The 17,691-nt window shown below is 72.6% G+C and carries 15 protein-coding genes, 1 tRNA gene and 1 riboswitch; of the genes, 9 read left to right on the top strand and 7 right to left on the bottom strand.

Annotated features, from left to right (window positions below; translation table 11 throughout):
* Positions 1-102: 102 nt before the first annotated feature.
* From PV963_RS21715 to PV963_RS21700, 4 genes are read left to right on the top strand one after another with little or no spacing between them, the layout of a single operon-like run.
* A complete protein-coding gene (locus tag PV963_RS21715) occupies positions 103-1,008 on the top strand; it encodes an STAS domain-containing protein (protein ID WP_274817427.1) in 906 nt (301 codons plus the stop codon).
* Positions 1,005-1,463, top strand: a complete 459-nt coding sequence (locus tag PV963_RS21710) for an STAS domain-containing protein (protein WP_274817426.1) — start codon at positions 1,005-1,007, stop codon at positions 1,461-1,463. Before PV963_RS21715 ends, PV963_RS21710 begins: the two co-directional genes overlap by 4 nt.
* Positions 1,463-1,906 (top strand): anti-sigma regulatory factor, encoded by a 444-nt coding sequence (locus tag PV963_RS21705; RefSeq protein ID WP_274817425.1) that lies wholly within the window; start codon positions 1,463-1,465, stop codon positions 1,904-1,906. The genes PV963_RS21710 and PV963_RS21705 overlap by 1 nt, the downstream gene beginning before the upstream one ends.
* Positions 1,906-2,979, top strand: coding sequence for an ATP-binding SpoIIE family protein phosphatase (locus PV963_RS21700; RefSeq protein WP_274817424.1), 1,074 nt, complete (start codon positions 1,906-1,908; stop codon positions 2,977-2,979). The genes PV963_RS21705 and PV963_RS21700 overlap by 1 nt, the downstream gene beginning before the upstream one ends.
* Positions 2,980-2,998: 19 nt before the next feature.
* Here PV963_RS21700 and PV963_RS21695 read toward each other — a convergent pair whose 3' ends face one another.
* From PV963_RS21695 to PV963_RS21685, 3 genes are all read right to left on the bottom strand, one after another.
* Positions 2,999-3,523 (bottom strand): MarR family winged helix-turn-helix transcriptional regulator, encoded by a 525-nt coding sequence (locus PV963_RS21695; protein WP_274817423.1) that lies wholly within the window; start codon positions 3,521-3,523, stop codon positions 2,999-3,001.
* Positions 3,524-3,637: 114 nt separating this feature from the next.
* Positions 3,638-4,279 carry a GTP cyclohydrolase II gene (locus PV963_RS21690; protein WP_274817422.1) on the bottom strand — a complete coding sequence of 214 codons (642 nt, stop codon included), beginning with the start codon at positions 4,277-4,279 and terminating at the stop codon, positions 3,638-3,640.
* Between the two features lie 142 nt (positions 4,280-4,421).
* Complete coding sequence (locus tag PV963_RS21685; protein WP_274817421.1) at positions 4,422-4,937, bottom strand: MarR family winged helix-turn-helix transcriptional regulator; 516 nt, start codon at positions 4,935-4,937, stop codon at positions 4,422-4,424.
* An 89-nt stretch (positions 4,938-5,026) separates the two neighbouring features.
* Here PV963_RS21685 and PV963_RS21680 point away from each other — a divergent pair, with 89 nt between their 5' ends.
* From PV963_RS21680 to PV963_RS21665, 4 genes are all read left to right on the top strand, one after another.
* Positions 5,027-6,166: a dihydrofolate reductase family protein gene (locus PV963_RS21680; protein ID WP_274817420.1), complete on the top strand. Its 1,140-nt coding sequence runs from the start codon at positions 5,027-5,029 to the stop codon at positions 6,164-6,166.
* Positions 6,167-6,777: 611 nt separating this feature from the next.
* A tRNA-Met gene (locus PV963_RS21675) sits at positions 6,778-6,851 on the top strand.
* A gap of 289 nt (positions 6,852-7,140) precedes the next feature.
* Positions 7,141-7,297, top strand: a riboswitch (cyclic di-AMP (ydaO/yuaA leader).
* An 11-nt stretch (positions 7,298-7,308) separates the two neighbouring features.
* Complete coding sequence (locus tag PV963_RS21670; RefSeq protein WP_274817419.1) at positions 7,309-8,340, top strand: M23 family metallopeptidase; 1,032 nt, start codon at positions 7,309-7,311, stop codon at positions 8,338-8,340.
* Between the two features lie 80 nt (positions 8,341-8,420).
* Positions 8,421-9,401 carry an aldo/keto reductase gene (locus tag PV963_RS21665; RefSeq protein ID WP_274817418.1) on the top strand — a complete coding sequence of 327 codons (981 nt, stop codon included), beginning with the start codon at positions 8,421-8,423 and terminating at the stop codon, positions 9,399-9,401.
* Between the two features lie 54 nt (positions 9,402-9,455).
* On the opposite strand, the gene PV963_RS21660 is transcribed toward PV963_RS21665, so the two are convergent.
* The 4 genes from PV963_RS21660 to PV963_RS21645 form a co-directional block, all read right to left on the bottom strand.
* Positions 9,456-10,784, bottom strand: coding sequence for a PrsW family intramembrane metalloprotease (locus PV963_RS21660; RefSeq protein ID WP_274817417.1), 1,329 nt, complete (start codon positions 10,782-10,784; stop codon positions 9,456-9,458).
* A 59-nt stretch (positions 10,785-10,843) separates the two neighbouring features.
* Complete coding sequence (gene trmB, locus PV963_RS21655; RefSeq protein ID WP_425540930.1) at positions 10,844-11,677, bottom strand: tRNA (guanosine(46)-N7)-methyltransferase TrmB; 834 nt, start codon at positions 11,675-11,677, stop codon at positions 10,844-10,846.
* Positions 11,678-12,006: 329 nt separating this feature from the next.
* Positions 12,007-13,221 carry an L-2-hydroxyglutarate oxidase gene (gene lhgO / locus PV963_RS21650; protein ID WP_425541029.1) on the bottom strand — a complete coding sequence of 405 codons (1,215 nt, stop codon included), beginning with the start codon at positions 13,219-13,221 and terminating at the stop codon, positions 12,007-12,009.
* A gap of 74 nt (positions 13,222-13,295) precedes the next feature.
* Entirely contained in the window at positions 13,296-14,720 is a 1,425-nt protein-coding gene (locus tag PV963_RS21645) for an MFS transporter (protein ID WP_274817414.1), read from the bottom strand.
* Between the two features lie 827 nt (positions 14,721-15,547).
* Between PV963_RS21645 and PV963_RS21640 the strand changes: the two genes are divergently transcribed.
* Positions 15,548-17,662 (top strand): asparagine synthase-related protein, encoded by a 2,115-nt coding sequence (locus PV963_RS21640; RefSeq protein ID WP_274817413.1) that lies wholly within the window; start codon positions 15,548-15,550, stop codon positions 17,660-17,662.
* Positions 17,663-17,691: the final 29 nt, after the last annotated feature.

The following is a 17,691-nucleotide window of genomic DNA, read 5'->3' as shown; positions in this document are numbered from 1 at the left end:
GGCTTTTTGGCGGAGCCGCACGTCGGCCCTAATGTTTGTCATATGGCAAGTAACGGCTGAGGTGCCGTGGCGCGGCCTCGGTCCGGCCCGTGCAAGGGAGCGATGCAAGTGTCGGTGTCGGAAGAGAACGCGGACCGGGAGCCGGCCGCACAGCAGGTGAGTGCCTTTCTCGAACGCCGCCGGGAGCAGATCGCCCAACGGTGGGCGGACGCCGCGCTGTTCCGCACGGTCTTCACCGTGTCCCGCGACGAGGCGGTGGAGGCGGGCCGGTCCGTGGCGGCGGCGCTGGCCGCGGTGTCGGCCGCCGGACGGCCGGACGACATCCGGGCCCCCGGATTCGACGCGGTGCGCGACCAGTTGGGGCGGATGGCCGCCTCCCGCGCCCGCAGGGGGATCGACGCGGACGGGCTCGCCGACGAGGTGGCCGCCCTGCGCGAGCCGGTGACCGAGCTGCTGCGCGCCGAGTTCCCGGACCCGTACGCCCCCGAGGCCCAGGAGTGTGTGCTGGCCCTCACCGTGCTGATGGGCACGCTGCGTCTGGTCGTACTGGAGACGACGGTCAGCGCGGGCGAGGAGGTGATCGCACGGCAGCGCGAGCAACTGCACGAAGTGGCCACCCCGGTGATCAAACTCTGGGACAGCACCGTCGCCGTACCGCTGATCGGCACGCTGGACAGCGCGCGCAGCCAGGTGGTCATGGAGAGCCTGCTGGACGCGATCGTCGCCGAGCGCGCCCGGTACGCCATCCTCGACATCACCGGCGTGCCCACGGTCGACTCGCTGGTCGCCCAGCACCTGATGAAGACGGTGGCCGCGGCCCGGCTGATGGGCGCCGAGTGCATCGTCTCCGGCATCCGGCCCCCGATCGCGCAGACCATCGTCCAGCTGGGCATCGACCTCGGCACGGTGCTCACCCGCGCGAGCCTGGCGGACGCCCTGGCCTACGCGCTCAGCCAACAGGGCGTCGAGATCGCACCGCTCCGGGCGGCCGACGCGGGCGCGCGATGACCGGCCCCTCGGGGAACGGGCCCGCGGGATTCGGGCACCCGGTCGCCGGATCCCCGGTCGCCGGGTCCTTGGGTGGGCCCGGCTTCACGGTGCCGGTCCTCCGGCTGGGCGACATCCTGCTGGTCACCCTCCAGGGGGAGCTGCACGACGGGATGGCCGAGCAGCTCCAGCAGGACATCACCGAACGGATCGCGCACACCCGGGTGACCGGTGTGGTCATCGACATCTCCGGCGTGGACATCGTCGACTCCTTCCTGGGGCGGGTCCTCGCCGAGATCGCCGCCGGGGCCGGGCTGCTGGCCGCCCGTACGGTGCTGGCCGGGATGCGTCCCGCGGTCGCGATCACCCTGGTCGAGCTGGGGCTGACCCTGCCCGGACTGCGCACGGCCCTGGACGTCGAACGCGCGATGGAGCTGCTCACCGCGGGTGAGCACCTGGACGGGGGGAGTCCGTGATGCCGGCCTCCCGCCACGCCGCCCCGGCCAGCCTGCCGATCGGCTCGGACGCCGACCTGGCCTGGGTACGGCAGCAGGTCCGGCAGGCCGCCGCCGAGCTCGGTTTTGGTCTGGTGCAGCAGACCAAGCTCGTCACCGCCGCCAGCGAGCTGGCCCGCAACACCCTCGTCCACGGCGGCGGTGGCCATGTGGAGATCACCCGGCTGGACGCCGGGCCGTCGCCCGGCCTACGGCTGGCCTTCGTCGACGCCGGGCCCGGCATCCGTGACCTGGACCAGGCGATGACCGACGGCTACACCAGCGGCGGCGGGCTCGGCCTCGGCCTGAGCGGGGCCAGGCGGCTGGTCCACGAGTTCGACGTGGACAGCCGGCCCGGTGAGGGGACGACCGTCACCGTCACCGCCTGGGCCACGGCCGTGCCGCCGTCCCGGCCGGGGTCGTGATGAGCAGGGTGTGGGACGTGCCGGTGGACGACTCGACCCGGGTGCGGGACGTCCGGGTGGCGGCCGAGGCGGCCGGCGAGTGCGCCGGGCTCGGCCCGCACCGCATCGCGACCGCGGCCCTCGTGGCGACGGAGCTGGCGACCAACCTGGTGCGGCACGCGGACGGCGGGTACGTCGTCATCAACCTCGTCGAGCGCGCCCCCGCCGAGCCCCGGCGCTTGTCCGTGCAGCTCGTCGCACTCGACCACGGCCCGGGCATCCCGGACGTCGCGGCGGCGATGCGCGACGGCTACACCACCGCGTCCTCCCTGGGCGCCGGCCTCGGCACGTGCCGGCGCATAGCGAACGACTTCGACCTGCACAGCGCCCCCGGCCGGGGCACCGTGGCCGTGGCCCGCATCGACCACGAACCCCCCGCCGGCCGGCATCGGACGGCCGCCCGGGGTCTGCGCGCCGGTGGTGTCAACGTCCCCCTCGGCCGGGCCGAGTACTCCGGCGACGCCTGGAGCCGGGTGTGCGCCGACGACCGCCTGACCCTGCTGCTCGCCGACGGGCTCGGTCACGGACCCAAGGCCGCCGAGGCGTCCGGCGCCGCCGTGGACGCGCTGCACGGCGTGGCCGACCGGCCGCCCGCCGAGATACTGCGGCATCTGGGCCGGACCCTGCGCCGCACCCGGGGCGCCGCCGTCGCCGTGGCCCAACTCGACCTCGGATCCGGGCGGTTGCACTTCGCCGGGATCGGCAACGTCAGCGCCCGCCTGCGCACCGACGGCACCTGGAAGGCGATGCTGTCCCAGCCCGGCATCGTGGGCGCGCAGGTCCCGGCGTCCGTGAGCGTGCAGCGCGTGCCGTGGCAGGAGGACAGCCTGCTCCTCCTGCACAGCGACGGCCTGCCCGCCCGCTGGACACCACCCGACGACCCCGTGCTCCTCGGCTGCGACCCGGCGGTGGTGGCCGCGGTGGTCCTCCGGGACGCGGGCAGCGCGGCTCGTCCGGTACGGGACGACACGTGTGTGGCGGTGCTGGGTGGTGGCGGCGCCGGTGGGTGGAGCCGTCACGGCTCGGAGGGCTGACCGACCGGACCTGCCGCCGTTACGGTCCGCCAGTCGGGTCGGTCCCGTCGGGCTCGTCATCACGCGGGATTTCCGCATCCCGCGCGGCAAGAAACCCCCGCAACCCCCGCCTCAACGCCACCCGTTCCGCCGGTTCCATCGCCGCCAGCGCCGTGGCCAGGGCCTGTGCCCGGCGGCCTGCGACGTCGCCCAGGACATGCTGCCCGTGTGTGGTGAGCCACAGCTGTACCTCACGGCGGGTGTCCGGGTGCGGTGCGCGTTCCAGGAGGCCGGCCGCCGCCAGGCGGTCGCAGAGGCGGCTGGCCGTGGGGAGGCCGATGTCCAGCCGGTCCGCCAGGGCCGTCAGGTTCAGGCCGGGCGCCGCCTCCAGGGTGCGCAGCGCCCGCAGCTGGTGGAGGGACAGGCGCAGGGACGCGTCCTGGGCCGCGACCGACCACAGCGCCGTCAGGCTCTCCACGGCGTCGGCTATCTGTGCCGCGACGGCCTGCGGGCCATCGCCCGGTCTCCTTGCCCGGGGGTCGCCGGGGCCGCCGAGATCGGTCACGAAACGGTCACTTTCCATAAGCTCCGGGTACTGCGGAGGTCGCCCTCTTTCAAGGCTGTACCCGATGAGCCGAGGGGCAAGCCGCCTCGTTCGGCGCCCGGCCGGCCGGGCGGCTCAGCCCGCGCTGAGCCCCGTCAGCGCGGCCAGCGGCAGCGTGTGCTGGGTCTGGAGGACCTTCGCGCGCAGGTAGCGGACGTTGTGCGCGGTGGTGAAGACGCCCGTGGGGACGCGGTCGCGGACGTCCACGCCCAGGTCGCGCAGCTGGGTGGCCTTGTCGGGGTTGTTGGAGAGCAGGTCCAGCCGGCCGATGCCCAGGGCCCGGAGCATCTGGGCCGCCGCCGTGTAGTCGCGGGCGTCCTCCGGCAGCCCCAGGGCCGCGTTCGCCTCGTAGGTGTCGAGGCCCTCGTCCTGGAGGGCGTACGCGTCGAGCTTGTTGTAGAGGCCGATGCCGCGTCCCTCCTGGCGGAGGTAGAGGAGCACGCCGCCGCGCTCGGCGATGCGCTCGACGGCCTCGCGCAGCTGCGGACCGCAGTCGCAGCGGGCCGAGCCGAACACGTCCCCGGTCAGGCACTCGGAGTGCAGCCGCACCAGCGGGACCGCGCCGGGCTCGCCCAGGACGACGGCCACGTGCTCCTGGCCGTCGGCCAGGCCGTGGAAGGTGACGACTTCGGCGTCGACCTCGTAACCGTCGTGGAAGCGCAGCGGGACCCGGACGCGGGAGCGCGGGGTGGCGATGACAGCGGGGGTGTCGGGCATGCGGGGCCTCCGGGTTCCGTTCCTGTTCGGCTGCACAGCCGTCGGCTTGCAGGCTGCTTCAGATTTGAAGCAGATCCACGTTCGGAACCCTACCCTTGCTTTAAATTTGAAGCAACGAGACCGAGGTGCGTTGTGACGTGCCTCACGAACAGGCCGTGGAGGACCTCCGCCGCCACGGCACGTCGTCCGACGCCGACCGCGTCCCGTCCTCCTGGAGCCCCTGCGCGATCGCGTGGGAGATCTCCTCCAGCTGCCCCACCTGCTCCTCGCTGAGCCGGTCGAACAGGAAGCTCCGCACGGTCTCGACATGCCCGGGCGCCGCCCGCTCCAGTACGGCGAACCCGTCATCGGTCAGGGCCGCGATACTGCCCCGCTTGTCGTACCGGCAGGCCTCGCGCCGCACCATGCCGTCCTTCTCCAGCCGCGTCACCGCGTACGTCAGCCGGCTGCGCGTGATCTTCAGCCGCTCGGCGAGATCGGTCATGCGCAGCCGCCGCTCCGGGGACTCCGACAGCACGGACAGGATGGAGTAATACAGGTGCGGCATGCCGGCGTCCTGCTGGAGCTGCCGGTCGATCGCGTCCTCCAGGAGCAGCGAGGCGGCGATGTACGCGCGCCAGGCGCGTTGCTCCTCGGGGGTGAGCCAGCGAGTCGTCATACCGCCAGTGTAGGTTTGTTTCAAACTTGAACCAAGCCCGTCCCGTCAGTCCGCCGTTCGCCACGAGTTTCCACGAGCCGGGAGCGTCGATGCCCCACCCGTACGTCCTGCTGTCCGCCGCCGTCTCCCTCGACGGCTACCTGGACGACACCGGCCCCGAACGCCTGCTCCTGTCCAGCCCGGCCGACTTCGACCGGGTCGACGAGGTCCGGGCGTCCGTCGACGCGATCCTGATCGGCGCCGGCACCGTCCGCGCCGACAACCCGCGGCTGCTGGTCAACTCCCCCGAGCGACGAGCCGCCCGCACGGCCGCCGGCCGGCCGGAGTACCCCCTCAAGGTCACCGTCAGCGGCTCCGGCGACCTCGACCCGGCGGCACGGTTCTGGCACACCGGCGGCGAGAAGGTCCTCTACACCACCGACAAGGGCGCCGAACGCGCCCGTGCCCTCGGCCTCGCCACCGATGCCACCGACATCGTCCCGCTCGGCGGCGACCTCGACTGGCGGCGCCTCCTCACCCACCTGCACGACGTCCGGGGCGTACGGCGGCTCATGGTCGAGGGCGGCGGCCTGATCCACACCCAGCTCCTCACCCAGGGCCTGGCCGACGAACTCCAGCTGGTCCTCGCCCCGCTCTTCGTGGGCGACCCCGAGGCACCCCGCCTCTTCGGGCCCGGCGGCTACCAGTCCGGCCGGCTCCGGCTGCTGGAGACCCGGCGGATCGAGGACGTGGTCCTCATGCGCTACGAACCGACCGCCCCCGGCACCGGCCCCCTCTCCGTCGCCGCCGACCACCACTGGCTGGCCCTCGCCTGCGAACTGGCGGCACAGTGCCCGCCCTCGGACACGGCGTTCAGCGTCGGCGCGGTGGTGGTCGCGGCCGACGGCACGGAACTGGCCCGCGGCCACTCCCGCGAGGGCGGCGACCCGGTCGCGCACGCCGAGGAGGCGGCCCTGGCCAAGACCGACCCGACCGACCCCAGGCTCGCCGGCGCGACGGTCTACAGCAGCCTGGAGCCCTGCGCCCGCCGGGCCTCCCGCCCCGCACCCTGCGCCCGGCTGATCCTCGACGCGGGCGTACGACGCGTGGTCACGGCCTGGCGCGAGCCGGACACCTTCGTGGCGGGAGCCGACGGCAGCGGCGTGCTCGCGGCCGCAGGTGTGGAGGTCGTCGTCCTCCCGGAGCACGAGGAGCGGGCCAAGGCCCCGAACCGCCACCTGCCGCACTGAGTGCGGGCCGATCGGCCCAACGGATCGTGCGGCCTCGCCGCCTCCCCGGTCGCGCTGCCTCCAGGGCCGGTACGACAGCGCGGAGGCAGCGGGCATGTGGGCAGCGGGGAGACGACGAACGACAGCGCTCCTGCTCACCGCGCTCGCCCTTCTCGAAGCAGCCCTGGCTGAAGGCGTACCTCGACATGCGGGACAGCGGGTACGGCTCGTACCGGTACCGGGCCGAGCCGTACGGGACCGTCGTGTGCCGCCGCAGCGGCGACGCGGATGCGCTTCGAGGGCATGCTGCGCCCGTCCCACCTCCCCGAAGTCGCCGCCGCGGGCCCCGACTTCACCGGGGGCTGGGACCTGGTGGCGACCGACGCGGTCATCGCCATCGCCGTCCTCCTCGACGACCGCCGGGCCTTCGGCCATGCCCTGGAGCGCTTCCGGGAGCTACCGGGACGGCGTCACCCAGGAGACCTGCCGCAGCTTCCGGCACCGCGCCTGGAGGTCGCCCTCAACCACCTGGGGGGCCGCCTCGGTGAGTCCCTCGCGCGGGCAACCCGGGCCGCCGAGCACCGGGTGTGCACGAGCTGTCCCGCGGATGGCGTACACTGGAGTCACAACGACGCGGGGTGGAGCAGCTCGGTAGCTCGCTGGGCTCATAACCCAGAGGTCGCAGGTTCAAATCCTGTCCCCGCTACTGAAGGCCGAGGGCCGGAATCCGAAAGGGTTCCGGCCCTCGGTGTATTTCCCGATCCCCTCACTACTGTCGGTGAGTGAATCACACCACTGCGCATAACAACTGACACACCGTCAAACCTCATGAGTCACTTGCGCAGCCGTCAACTCGCCCGATTTGCGCCGGTCATGGCAGGTAAGTCCGCGCGAAAAAGGTTAATGATCAAGAGGAACCGCTGGAATACCCACCGCGCGTCTATTAACGTTCGATAACGCAGCGCGGTCGTCCCAGCCGTCACAGAAGGCGGCTCCGTGCGCACGCGCCGAATCCCGAAAGGGAACCGGGGAACCACCACTTGGGGTGAATCGGGCGTATGCCGCCGTGGAAGCACGGCCGATATACGCGCGTAGGAGACCTTCCTGCTCCGAACCCGTCAGCTAACCCGGTAGGCGAGAAGGAAGGAAAGGAGCACGCCCACGTGGCGTCCAACCGGCCTGCCCCCGCGGCCCCGTCCGCGCCGAACCAGCGCGACACCGAAACCTTCGGCTACGGCGGTCACCGCACCGACGAGGGCCCGTTCCAGGAATGGAACCCCACCGCGGAGTCCATCCGTCCCGTCCGCGGCCGGCATCGTGTCACCAAGCAGCGCGGCGGCGGCCTCGCCCGCAGCTCCACCGTCCTGGGCGTCGGCGTCATAGCCGCCGTGGGCGCGGGCGGCATGGCCAGCGCCCAGACCGGCAAGCCGCCGGTGTCGATCTCCGTTTCGGACCTTCCCTCGGTGGGTTCCCTCATTTCGGACGACGACACCCCCGAAGGCTCCGCCACCCCGCTCAGCGACCTCGCCACGGCGTCCGCCGACACCGAGCAGGGCACCTCCGGCGCCGGTGAGGCACTGCGCGCCCGGATCATGGCGCAGGTCGAGCACCAGCAGGAGCAGATCGAGACCAAGGCCGCGCAGGACGCTGCCGAAGCCGCCCGGAAGGCGGCCGCGGAAGCCGCCGCCAAGGCGGAGAAGGAAGCCAAGGCCAAGGCCGCCGAAGCGAAGAGGAAGGCGGAGGAGGAGGCCCGGAAGAAGGCCGAGGCCGAGCGGCTCGCCGCCCTCGCCAAGCAGTACACGCTGCCGACCTCCGCGTACACCATCACCTCGACCTTCGGTCAGGCCGGCGCCTACTGGTCCTCCGGCTACCACACCGGCCTCGACTTCGCCGCCCCCACGGGCACGCCGATCAAGGCGGTGCACAGCGGCACCATCACCGAGGCGGGCTGGAACGGCTCCTACGGCTACAAGACGGTCCTGACCCTCGATGACGGCACGGAGATCTGGTACGCGCACCAGTCGTCCATCGGCGTCAGCGTCGGCCAGAAGGTCAGCACGGGTGACGTCATCGGCCGCGTGGGTGCGACCGGCAACGTCACCGGGGCGCACCTGCACCTCGAGGTCCACACCGGTGGGTCCACCAACGGGGTCGACCCGCTGGCGTGGCTGCGGGGCAAGGGCCTGAACGTCTGATCCTGTGCGGGAGCGGTGTTTACGGGAGCTTTGCGTCTGCCGTGGAATGAGCCGTTCCCGTACGGTCGTTGACACAGAACATGACTTCTCCCCGCAAGCTCGGCTCCTCCGGCCTCGAGGTCTTCCCGCTCGCCCTCGGCGGCAACGTATTCGGCTGGACGGCCGACGAGGCACAGTCGTTCGCCGTCCTCGACGCGTACACGGCCGCCGGCGGCAACTTCGTCGACACCGCCGACTCCTACTCGGCCTGGGCCGAGGGCAACCAGGGCGGTGAGTCCGAGACCGTCCTCGGCAAGTGGCTCGCGTCACGGGGCAACCGCGCGGACGTCGTCGTCGCCACGAAGGTGAGTCAGCACCCCGAGTTCCGCGGCCTGTCCGCCGCCAACATCAAGGCCGCCGCCGACGCCTCCCTGCGGCGCCTCGGCACCGACTACATCGACCTCTACTACACGCACTTCGACCAGTCCGACGTGCCGGTGGAGGAGATCATCGGCGCGCTCGACGAACTGGTGAAGGCCGGGAAGGTGCGGTACATCGCCGCCTCCAACATCTCCGCGGAGCGGCTGCGGGCCTCCCTGGAGTTCTCCGACCGCGAGGGGCTCGCCCGGTACGTGGCCCTCCAGCCCCACTACAACCTGGTCTCCCGCGACACCTACGAGGGCGAGCTCCAGGACCTCGCCGAGCGGACCGGCCTGGCGGCCGTCCCGTACTACGCGCTCGCGTCGGGCTTCCTCACCGGCAAGTACCGGCCCGGCACGACCGTCGACAGCGCGCGGGCGGGCGGTGCCGCCAAGCACCTGGAGACCGAGCGGGGCCGCCGGGTCCTCGACGCCCTCGACGAGATCGCCGCGGCCCACGACGTCCCCGTCGCCACGGTCGCCCTTGCCTGGCTCGCGGCCCAGCCGACGGTGGCGGCGCCGATCGCTTCCGCGCGGACGGTGGAGCAGCTGCCGGCGCTGGTCGGGGTCGGGGAGCTGACGCTGACGGAGGCGGAGATCGGGCGGCTTACGGAGGTCTCGGAGGTTTCTGAGGCTTCCGATGCCTCGGAGGCTTCGGCCTGAGCGGTTTCTGCCCCGGGGGCTGAGGCTTTCCTGCCCCCGGGGCTGAGCTTTCTCTTAGGTCCGGTATGGGTTGTACGCGGGGTACGGCGTCGTCGGATAGCCGTATCCGTAGGCCCCGTACACCGGCCAGGGCGGGGCCGCCACCGGTACCGGAGGGGCCGTGATCCGCGCGGCGTAGTCCAGGGCCGGGCGGGCGGCCTCCCGGCGGCGCCACAGTTCGTCCAGCAGTTCTCGTTCCCGTACGACGAAGTCGGCACCGGCGCGGCCGCGGCGGCCCCGGTGCCGCAGGAACGCCAGGGACGTCGCGTACGCCTCGTACTGTGCGACCTCCCGCGCCGCCGCCCTGCCCGCGTGGCGGCGGGCGTACTGGCGGGCGATCCGCCGGGCCCGCATCGAGCCGAGCGCGTACGGCTCGACCGGGGACAGCCACCCGGCCACGGCGTAGGCGGGCAGCTCCGCCCGTACGGTCTTCAGCTCCCGCTGCCGTGTCCAGACCACCAGCCACGTCAGCAGCCCGAAGATGGGCACCATGAACGCCGCGTACACGGCGAAGAACCCGTACTCGCCGAACGCCGACGAGCCGTTCCACATCGCGTGCATGCCCATCGCGAGCAGCAGCCCGGAGAGCGGGAAGGCGACGCGGCGGACGTGCTGGCGGTCCGCCGCGAGCGCGGAGATGCCGAAGCCGATGCCGGTGAGGACGGTGAAGAGCGGGTGCGCGAACGGCGACATGATGATGCGCACGAAGAAGGTGGCCGCCGTGACGGAGGCGATGCCGGTGCCGCCGGTGAGCTGGTCGGTGCCGAAGGCGGTGCCCAGATAGAGGATGTTCTCCGTGAACGCGAAGCCGGTGGCCGTGACGCCGGCCATGACCACTCCGTCGAGGATGCCGGTGAAGTCGCGGCGCCGGAAGAGGAAGACCAGTAGGACGGCCGCCGCCTTGGCCGTCTCCTCGACCACCGGGGCTATGACGGTCGCGCCGAGCGTGTCCGCGCGGGACGGATCCGCCGTCGCCGTCGCTATCCATCTGGTCGCGAAACTGTTGGCGACGATCGCTATCAGCGCCGCCGCGCAGGCGCCCCAGGCGAAGCAGAACAGCAGGTTGCGCCAGGGGCCCGGTTCGACCCGGTCCAGCCAGCGGAACGCGGCTATGAGCAGGGGCACCGGGAGCGTGGCCAGCCCCAGCCCGACCAGGAACCCTTCCGTGCCGGTCTCCTCGCGGACCAGGGCGAGGATGACGAGGCCGGATATCGCGAGGAGCGTGGTCAGCGCGCCGTAGCGCACCCAGGCGCGCTGCCACCAGTGGGCGTGCCGCAGGGGGCCGGTGGCGGGTGCGCCGGCGAGGGGACCACTGGGATAGGGGTGTGGGGGGCAGGTGGCCACGGCATTGACCCTAACGACGGAGGGGCGCTGTCCGCAGGCGGGAGCTGTGCCAGGTGCGGTCAGGCGCTGGTGGGGGGCTGGTCCACGTGCTGTACGCGATGGAAGAGGAGGTCGTTCACGACATGTCCCTTGTCCAGTCCCTGGCCCTCGAAACGGGTCAGGGGACGGAAGTCGGGACGGGGCGCGAAACCACCGTCAGCCTGCGTGTTCTCGAAGTCGGGGTGTGCCGTGAGTACGTCGAGCATGTGTTCGGCGTACGGTTCCCAGTCGGTGGCGCAGTGCAGGATCGCGCCGGGCTTGAGGCGGGTGGCGGCCAGGGTCAGGAAGTCGGGCTGGATGAGCCTGCGCTTGTGGTGCCGCTTCTTGGGCCAGGGGTCGGGGAAGTAGACGCGCAGGCCGTCGAGGGAGTCCGGGGTGAGCATCTCGCGGAGGAGGATGATCGCGTCGCCGTTGCCGACCCGGATGTTGGACAGACCGTTCCGGTCGGCGAGATTGAGCAGGTTGCCCTGACCGGGGGTGTGGACGTCGACGGCGAGGACGTTGGTGGCGGGGTCGGCCGCGGCCATCTGGGCGGTGGCCTCGCCCATGCCGAAGCCGATCTCCAGGACGACGGGGTTGTCGTTGCCGAACAGGTCGGCGAGGTCGAGGGTGCGGCTGCCGTCGATGTCGAGGCCCCACTTGGGCCACAGCCGCTGAAGCGCGTCCGCCTGGCCTGCTGTGACCCGGCTCCGCCGCGGCTGGAAACTCCGGATCCGCCGCTCGAAGTGCGACCCGGCGGGATCGGCCTTCGGCCCATCGGGAAAGCGCGGCTCACCCTTGCTCCGGCTGTGCCGGATGGAGGCACCGGGGGCGGGCGGCTGGGGGGTTTCGGGGGTATTCACGGAGTCAGACACAGTGAGACCGATTTTACGGCCGCGCTGTGGACGCCGGTGGGCGGTGTGCCTGCGGCGGCCTGTGGCTGCTTCGGTGGGGGTGCGCCGCTTGCGCCTGCGGCCGGGTGGTGGGTCGGGGCCGCGCCGGGGGGTGTCCGTCCTCGGAACGGCGCGATGGGCTTGCGAACCGACTCGCTGTCCGTTGACGCGCCAACCGCTGCGGGCGGACACCCCCCGACACGTCCCCTTCCGTGCGTCGGCGCCTGCGGGTGCGTCGTGGTCGCCCCAGCTGCGGACAGTCGTGCCTCCCCAGCATCGGTGCCGAGCACCTCACAAACTCCAGAGGCCACTCACAGCGCGCTCAACGCCCTGCGCGCCACCTCCCTGCCGATCGGCAAGGACGCCGTAGCCGCAGGAGACGGCGCGTTCAGAACATGCACCGTGCGAGGCCCCTCGCGGATCAGGAAGTCGTCCACCAGCGTGCCGTCACGCAGCACCGCCTGCGCCCGAACCCCCGCCGCCGTCGGCACCAGGTCGTCCTCGGACACCCCGGGCAACAACCTCCGCACCGCCTCCGTGAAAGCCCCCTTGGACACCGACCGCCGCAGCTCCCCCGCCCCGTACCGCCAGTGCCGGCGGGCGATCCGCCAGGAGCCCGGCCAGGCCAGCGTCGACCCCAGCTCCCGCACCCGGACCGTCCCCCACCCGTACCCCTCGCGGGCCAGCGCCGGCACCGCGTTGGGCCCGATGTGGACACCCCCGTCGATCCCGCGCGTGAGATGCACCCCGAGGAACGGGAACGCCGGGTCGGGGACCGGATACACCAGGCCCCGCACCAGCTCGGGTCTGGCCAGCTCGTAGTACTCGCCCCGGAACGGCACGATCCGGACGTCCGGGTCGTCCCCGGTCAGCCGGGCGATCTCGTCGCTGTACAGGCCCGCGCAGTTCACCAGCACCCGCCCGCGTACGACATCCCCGGCGGCCGTGAGCACGGCGACACCCCGCTCGGGGCGGCGGTCGACGCGGACGACCCGCGTGCCGTAGCGGATCTCCGCGCCCGAGCCGTGGGCCAGCTGGCGGGCGACCGCGACGAAGTCGCAGATGCCCGTCGTACCGACGTGTATCGCGGCGAGGCCCCGCACCTCCGGCTCGTACTCCGCGATCTGGGACGCGCCCAGTTCACGGACCGGGATGCCGTTCTCCCGGCCGCGCTGCACGAGCGCGTGCAGGCGGGGCAGCTCGGAGCGGTCGGTCGCGACGATCAGCTTGCCTGTGACGGCGTGCGGGATGCCGTACTCGGCGCAGAATTTGACCATCTCGGCGGCGCCCCGCACCGCGTAGCGCGCCTTGAGGGAGCCGGGGCGGTAGTAGATGCCGCTGTGGATGACGCCGCTGTTGCGGCCGGTCTGGTGCCGGGCCGGGCCCGGTTCCTTATCCAGGACGGTGACGCGTGTGCCCGGTGCGGCGCGTGTGATCGCGTACGCCGTCGACAGGCCGACGATCCCCCCGCCGATCACCAGCACGTCACAGTCGTACGCGATCTCCGGCACCCGGGTCACCTGCACCACCTCCCGCTTCGATAGTGCACTGCGCCACTGACAATGCCTTCAAACGCGGGGACGGCAGCATGCCTGCCCGGCTATGCCGGAGCCATCAGCAGCGGCCGGGCGCGCTCACGCAGCTCGACCACGCGTGGTTCGTCGCCGTACGGCTCCAGCCGGTGCAGGAGGTCCTTGACGTACTCGGTGGTGCGGGCCGAGGAGATGCGCCCGGCGACCTCCACCGCTCGTACGCCCTGCTCGCACGCCGCGTCGAGGTTGCCCGACTCCAGTTCGGCGACCGCCGAGACGACCAGACGCAGGCCGTGCGAGCGGACGAACTCCTCGGTGGGCTTCGACAGGGCCTGTTCCGTGAAGCGGCGGACCTGGCGTGGGGCCTTCAGGTCGCGGTAGCACTCGGCCGCGTCGGCGCAGAAACGGTCGTAGGAGTAGAAGCCGAGCCAGCTCGGGTCGTTGTCGCCGGGGCGGGCGCGCTCCAGCCAGCTCTCGGCCGCCTTCAGGGCGCCGCCGGCCGCCTGGGCGTCACCCGCACGCGCGTGTGCCCGGGCCTCGACGAGGCGGAAGAAGCTCATGGTGCGGGCGGTGGCAAGCCCGCGGTTGCGTTCCAGGGCGGCCTGGGCGAGGTCCACGCCCTCGTCGCCGAAGCCGCGGTAGGTGGCCTGGAGGGACATGGAGGCCAGGACGTAGCCCCCGAGGGGGACGTCCGCCGCCGCGCGCGCCAGGCGCAGCGCCTGGATGTAGTAGCGCTGGGCCGCTTCCTGCTGGCCCGTGTCGAAGGCCATCCAGCCCGCGAGCCGGGTGAGTTCGGCGGAGGCGCCGAAGAGGGCCCGGCCGACCTCGTCGGAGTAGGAGCCGAGCAGCAGGGGAGCCGCCTCCACCCTTAAGCACTCGGGGACCATCGACGAACGCCAGTCGCCGCCGCCGTACTTGGAGTCCCAGCGCCGCGCGTCCTCGGCGGCCTCCCGCAGCTTCTGCACATCACTGTGGCCGACTTTGAGCGGTGCGCCGGAGTCCTCGCCGGGGCCCACGTCACGCGCTACCGAACTGTCGGCCGGGGTTATCAGCCATCGTGAGGCGGGCGTTGCGTACGCGCTCACCGCGAACGATCCGGCCAGCGACTGCCAGATGCCGCCGGAACCGGCGCGGCGGCCTGCGAGGTCGAGGCGGTACAGCTCCGTCGCCGACTTCACCGCCTGTCCGACGTCCCGCGGGAAGGCGAGGCCGACTTCGGGCGCGGGGTCCGCGTCCGCCAGACCGATCTCGTGCAGCGGCACCGGGCGGCCGAGCTTCTGGCCGATGGCGGCGGCGATGAGGTGCGGCGCAGCACCCTGCGGCACCATGCCCTTCGACACCCAGCGCGCCACCGACGTTTTGTCATAGCGAAGCGTCAGTCCTCGCTGAGCGCCAAGATCGTTGACGCGCCGCGCGAGGCCTGCGTTCGAGATTCCCGCGAGGGCGAGAACGGCGCCGAGTTTTTCGTTCGGCCCGCGTTGCTCCCTGGACATGCGCCACCCCTCGACACAGACGGCTGCCGACGTTGGCATAACCACGCGGCATTCGTAAACCCAGCGTAGTTCGCCGCATCCCAAGCGTTAAGGGGCATTGTTCCGGTTGGCGGGATTGTGGTCCGTACTGAAGTGCGGTTCAGATACGGGCTGTTGCGGTGTGCTCCCACTGTGTGGCCATGCGCCTGCCTGTGCGCTCTTCTCCGGCCATCGCGGGAGCGGTTCCATGGTCATTGCGTGGGTCGGCCCGCTGTACTGGATCCAGTGGGCTGGGGGATGCCGCCGCCTCCATCCCCGCGGGCGGCGGAACGGTCCGGGAGGCGTGCTCCGCCTCCCGGACTGCGCGACCGTGCGGTGGTACGCAGAGCCTGTACGGAGAGTGTTCGACGCTGCGTGCGTGACAGGGATTTGGCCGAAAATCGACCCCGTCGGCGATGGGGTATCAGGCCTCCGACCACGGTACTTGAGGGCGCGTCGGGCGTATTTGGGGCGCGAATCGGGGGCGCATTCGCGCCGCAGTCGTACTGGTGACGTGTCGCTGACGTGCCTTGTCTCCTGACCGTCCCTTCTGTTCTTGCCGCCTCCGCCGCAGTCTTCCCCTTCCGTCTTCCCTTCCGTCTTCACTGCCGCCTTCTGCGCCCGTCTCTTCCTGTGGCATGGGGGAGTTCGGGGCGTTCGTGGGTGTTCGGGGCGGCGTGGGTGGCTCCGCCGGGGCGCGTTCGGCGGAGCGCAAGCGGCGCGGGCACACTCTGGAACGCTTCCTTCATGGCAGCATGGTGAACCGGTTCGTACGGTGCACTGGTTGTCCACAGCCTGTGGAGGCGGCGATGCGGTGGTTGGTGGGATGGAGCAGCACCGCCGCGGGAGCCGTCGCTGCCGGCTCGGCGGGCGCCACGGGATCCGACGGCGAGACCCTGCATCCGGTGGGCTCCCAACTCCTGTGGGGCGACCCCGATCCGCTGTGGGCGGTCGGTGACTGGCGCCCCGACGAGGTGCGGGTCGTGAAGGCCGACGACCGGACGCGCATCGCCGTCCTCGGCATCTGCGGCGCCACCGACGAGCAGCTGCGCGTCGCGCTGTTCGCCGCGCGCGGCGGGGCGCTTCGGCATCTGACCGCCTGGCCGGGGAGCTACACCGCGATCGTGCAGGTCGGCCGGAGGGTCACCGTCTGCGGCGACCTCGCGGGCGCGCGGCCGGTGTTCTACACCCCCTGGGCCGGCGGCACGGCGTATGCGACGGCCGCACTGCCGCTGGCCGACCTCATCGAGGCCAACCTCGACTTCGGGCACCTCGCCGCGCTGCTGGCCGCCCCTGACGTGCCCGCCGCGCTTCACGACTCCACGCCGTACGACGGCGTGAAGCGCATTCCGCCGGGGCATGCACTGATCCTGCGCGCCGGGGCACGCGAGATCGCCGGGTACGAACCGGTCGCCTCGCTGGCGGTGGCGGCGCCTTCGGCCGATCCCGACAGCGCGGTCGACGCCGTGCGCGACGCGCTCGTGGAGGCCGTACGGACCCGGCTGTCCGCGCCGCGGCACGTCCCCGGGGCGGACATCGACCCCGGGCCCGTGCCCGGCATGGGGCCCGCCGAGCGGCGTGCCGCGCGCGGGATGCCGGTGCCGGGGATCGGTGCGGACCTGTCCGGCGGGCCGGCCTCGGGGACGCTCGCGCTGCTGGCCGCGGGCCTGCCCGGGATGCCGGGCACGGTGCTGGGGCACGGCACGGGCGCGGGGGAGCGGCTGCTGGCCGTCACCTTCAACGACCTGGCCGTCGCGGGGCGCGAGGCCGAGCTGGAGCGGGCGGGTGCGCTGGCGGCGAACCCGCGTCTGCACCATGTCGTCGTGGCCGGCGGTGAGGAGACCCTTCCGTACGCCGACCTGGAGGGGCCGCTGACGGACGAGCCGGGCGCGTCCCTGGTGACGGCGGCCCGGCACCGGGCGCGACTGGCGGCCGGCAGCGCGGACCACTTCACGGGCTACGGTGCGCGACAGGTCCTGGACGCCCATCCCGCGCGTCTGGCCGACCTGTTGATGGACCGCAAGCGGCGCCATCTGGTGCGGCCCGTCGCGGCGCTGGCCAGGACGGACGGCTCGGTGCTGGTCCCCGCGCGCGTGTACGCGGCGGCGCGACGGCTGTCCCGTACGACGTACCGGGCGGGGCTGGAATCGCTGGCCGAGCGCTTGCTCGACCACCGTACGGACGACGATCTGGACGCGCCCGGGGGTGCGGTGGAGGCCTCGCTCGCCGCGCTGACCTGGGGCAGACCCGGGCCGGCGGCGCGCTGGCTGACCGGTGAGGCGCTCGCTGAAGTATCGGTTCGTCTTCAGGCGGCGACGCACCGGTCGGAGCTGGTGGGGCCGGGGCAGCGTCCGGGTGACTTCCGCGCGCGTGCGGCGCTGGCGCGGTATGCGGCGGACCTGCGGGTGCTGGAGCAGGCCGCGGAGATCCGCTTCCAGCGGCTGCACGCGCCGTTCCTCGACAACCAGGTCGTGCGCGCGGCCCGGGCGCTGCCCGAGGCGCTGCGGGTGCGGCCGGGGGCGCGGGCGGCGATCCTGCGTACGGTGCTGGAAGGAGCCGGGGTCCGGGACCTGCCGCCCGGGTGGGGCGCCCCGACCCAGGCGACGGCGGCGGCCGCGGCGCGTACGGGGCTGAGGGTGGCGGCGGACTCCCTGGTCGCCCTGTTCGACACGCCGCTGCTCGCGGAGGCGGGTCTGATCGAGGCCCGGGTGGTCCGCAAGGCCCTGCGCTCCGCGGCGGCCGGCGAACCCCTCCCCCTGGACGGCCTCGCCGACCTCGTCTCCCTGGAGCTGTGGCTCCGCCGCCTGCTGTCCCGCCGCGGCACCTGCTGGACGGGCACACCCGCCCGGCAGCGGGCCGTACCGGCGGGGATCGCACCGCAGCGGGGGGCGTTGGGGGCGGGGGCCGGGGTGCGGCGGGTGTAGCGCCCGCTTAGCTGCGGGCAGTCGTGCCT

Source organism: Streptomyces coeruleorubidus, assembly GCF_028885415.1.
In the GTDB taxonomy this organism is placed as follows: domain Bacteria; phylum Actinomycetota; class Actinomycetes; order Streptomycetales; family Streptomycetaceae; genus Streptomyces; species Streptomyces coeruleorubidus_A.
Note: the sequence above shows the minus strand (reverse complement) of the source record. Positions and strands in the feature narration are given on the sequence as shown.

Excerpts from the sequence above, each read along its gene's own strand:
- PV963_RS21715 (WP_274817427.1), top strand. The coding sequence starts at position 103 with ATGCAAGTGTCGGTGTCGGAAGAGAACGCGGACCGGGAGCCGGCCGCA.
- PV963_RS21710 (WP_274817426.1), top strand. The coding sequence starts at position 1,005 with ATGACCGGCCCCTCGGGGAACGGGCCCGCGGGATTCGGGCACCCGGTC.
- PV963_RS21705 (WP_274817425.1), top strand. The coding sequence starts at position 1,463 with ATGCCGGCCTCCCGCCACGCCGCCCCGGCCAGCCTGCCGATCGGCTCG.
- PV963_RS21700 (WP_274817424.1), top strand. The coding sequence starts at position 1,906 with ATGAGCAGGGTGTGGGACGTGCCGGTGGACGACTCGACCCGGGTGCGG.
- PV963_RS21690 (WP_274817422.1), bottom strand. The coding sequence starts at position 4,279 with ATGCCCGACACCCCCGCTGTCATCGCCACCCCGCGCTCCCGCGTCCGG.
- PV963_RS21685 (WP_274817421.1), bottom strand. The coding sequence starts at position 4,937 with ATGACGACTCGCTGGCTCACCCCCGAGGAGCAACGCGCCTGGCGCGCG.
- PV963_RS21680 (WP_274817420.1), top strand. The coding sequence starts at position 5,027 with ATGCCCCACCCGTACGTCCTGCTGTCCGCCGCCGTCTCCCTCGACGGC.
- PV963_RS21665 (WP_274817418.1), top strand. The coding sequence starts at position 8,421 with ATGACTTCTCCCCGCAAGCTCGGCTCCTCCGGCCTCGAGGTCTTCCCG.
- PV963_RS21645 (WP_274817414.1), bottom strand. The coding sequence starts at position 14,720 with ATGTCCAGGGAGCAACGCGGGCCGAACGAAAAACTCGGCGCCGTTCTC.
- PV963_RS21640 (WP_274817413.1), top strand. The coding sequence starts at position 15,548 with ATGCGGTGGTTGGTGGGATGGAGCAGCACCGCCGCGGGAGCCGTCGCT.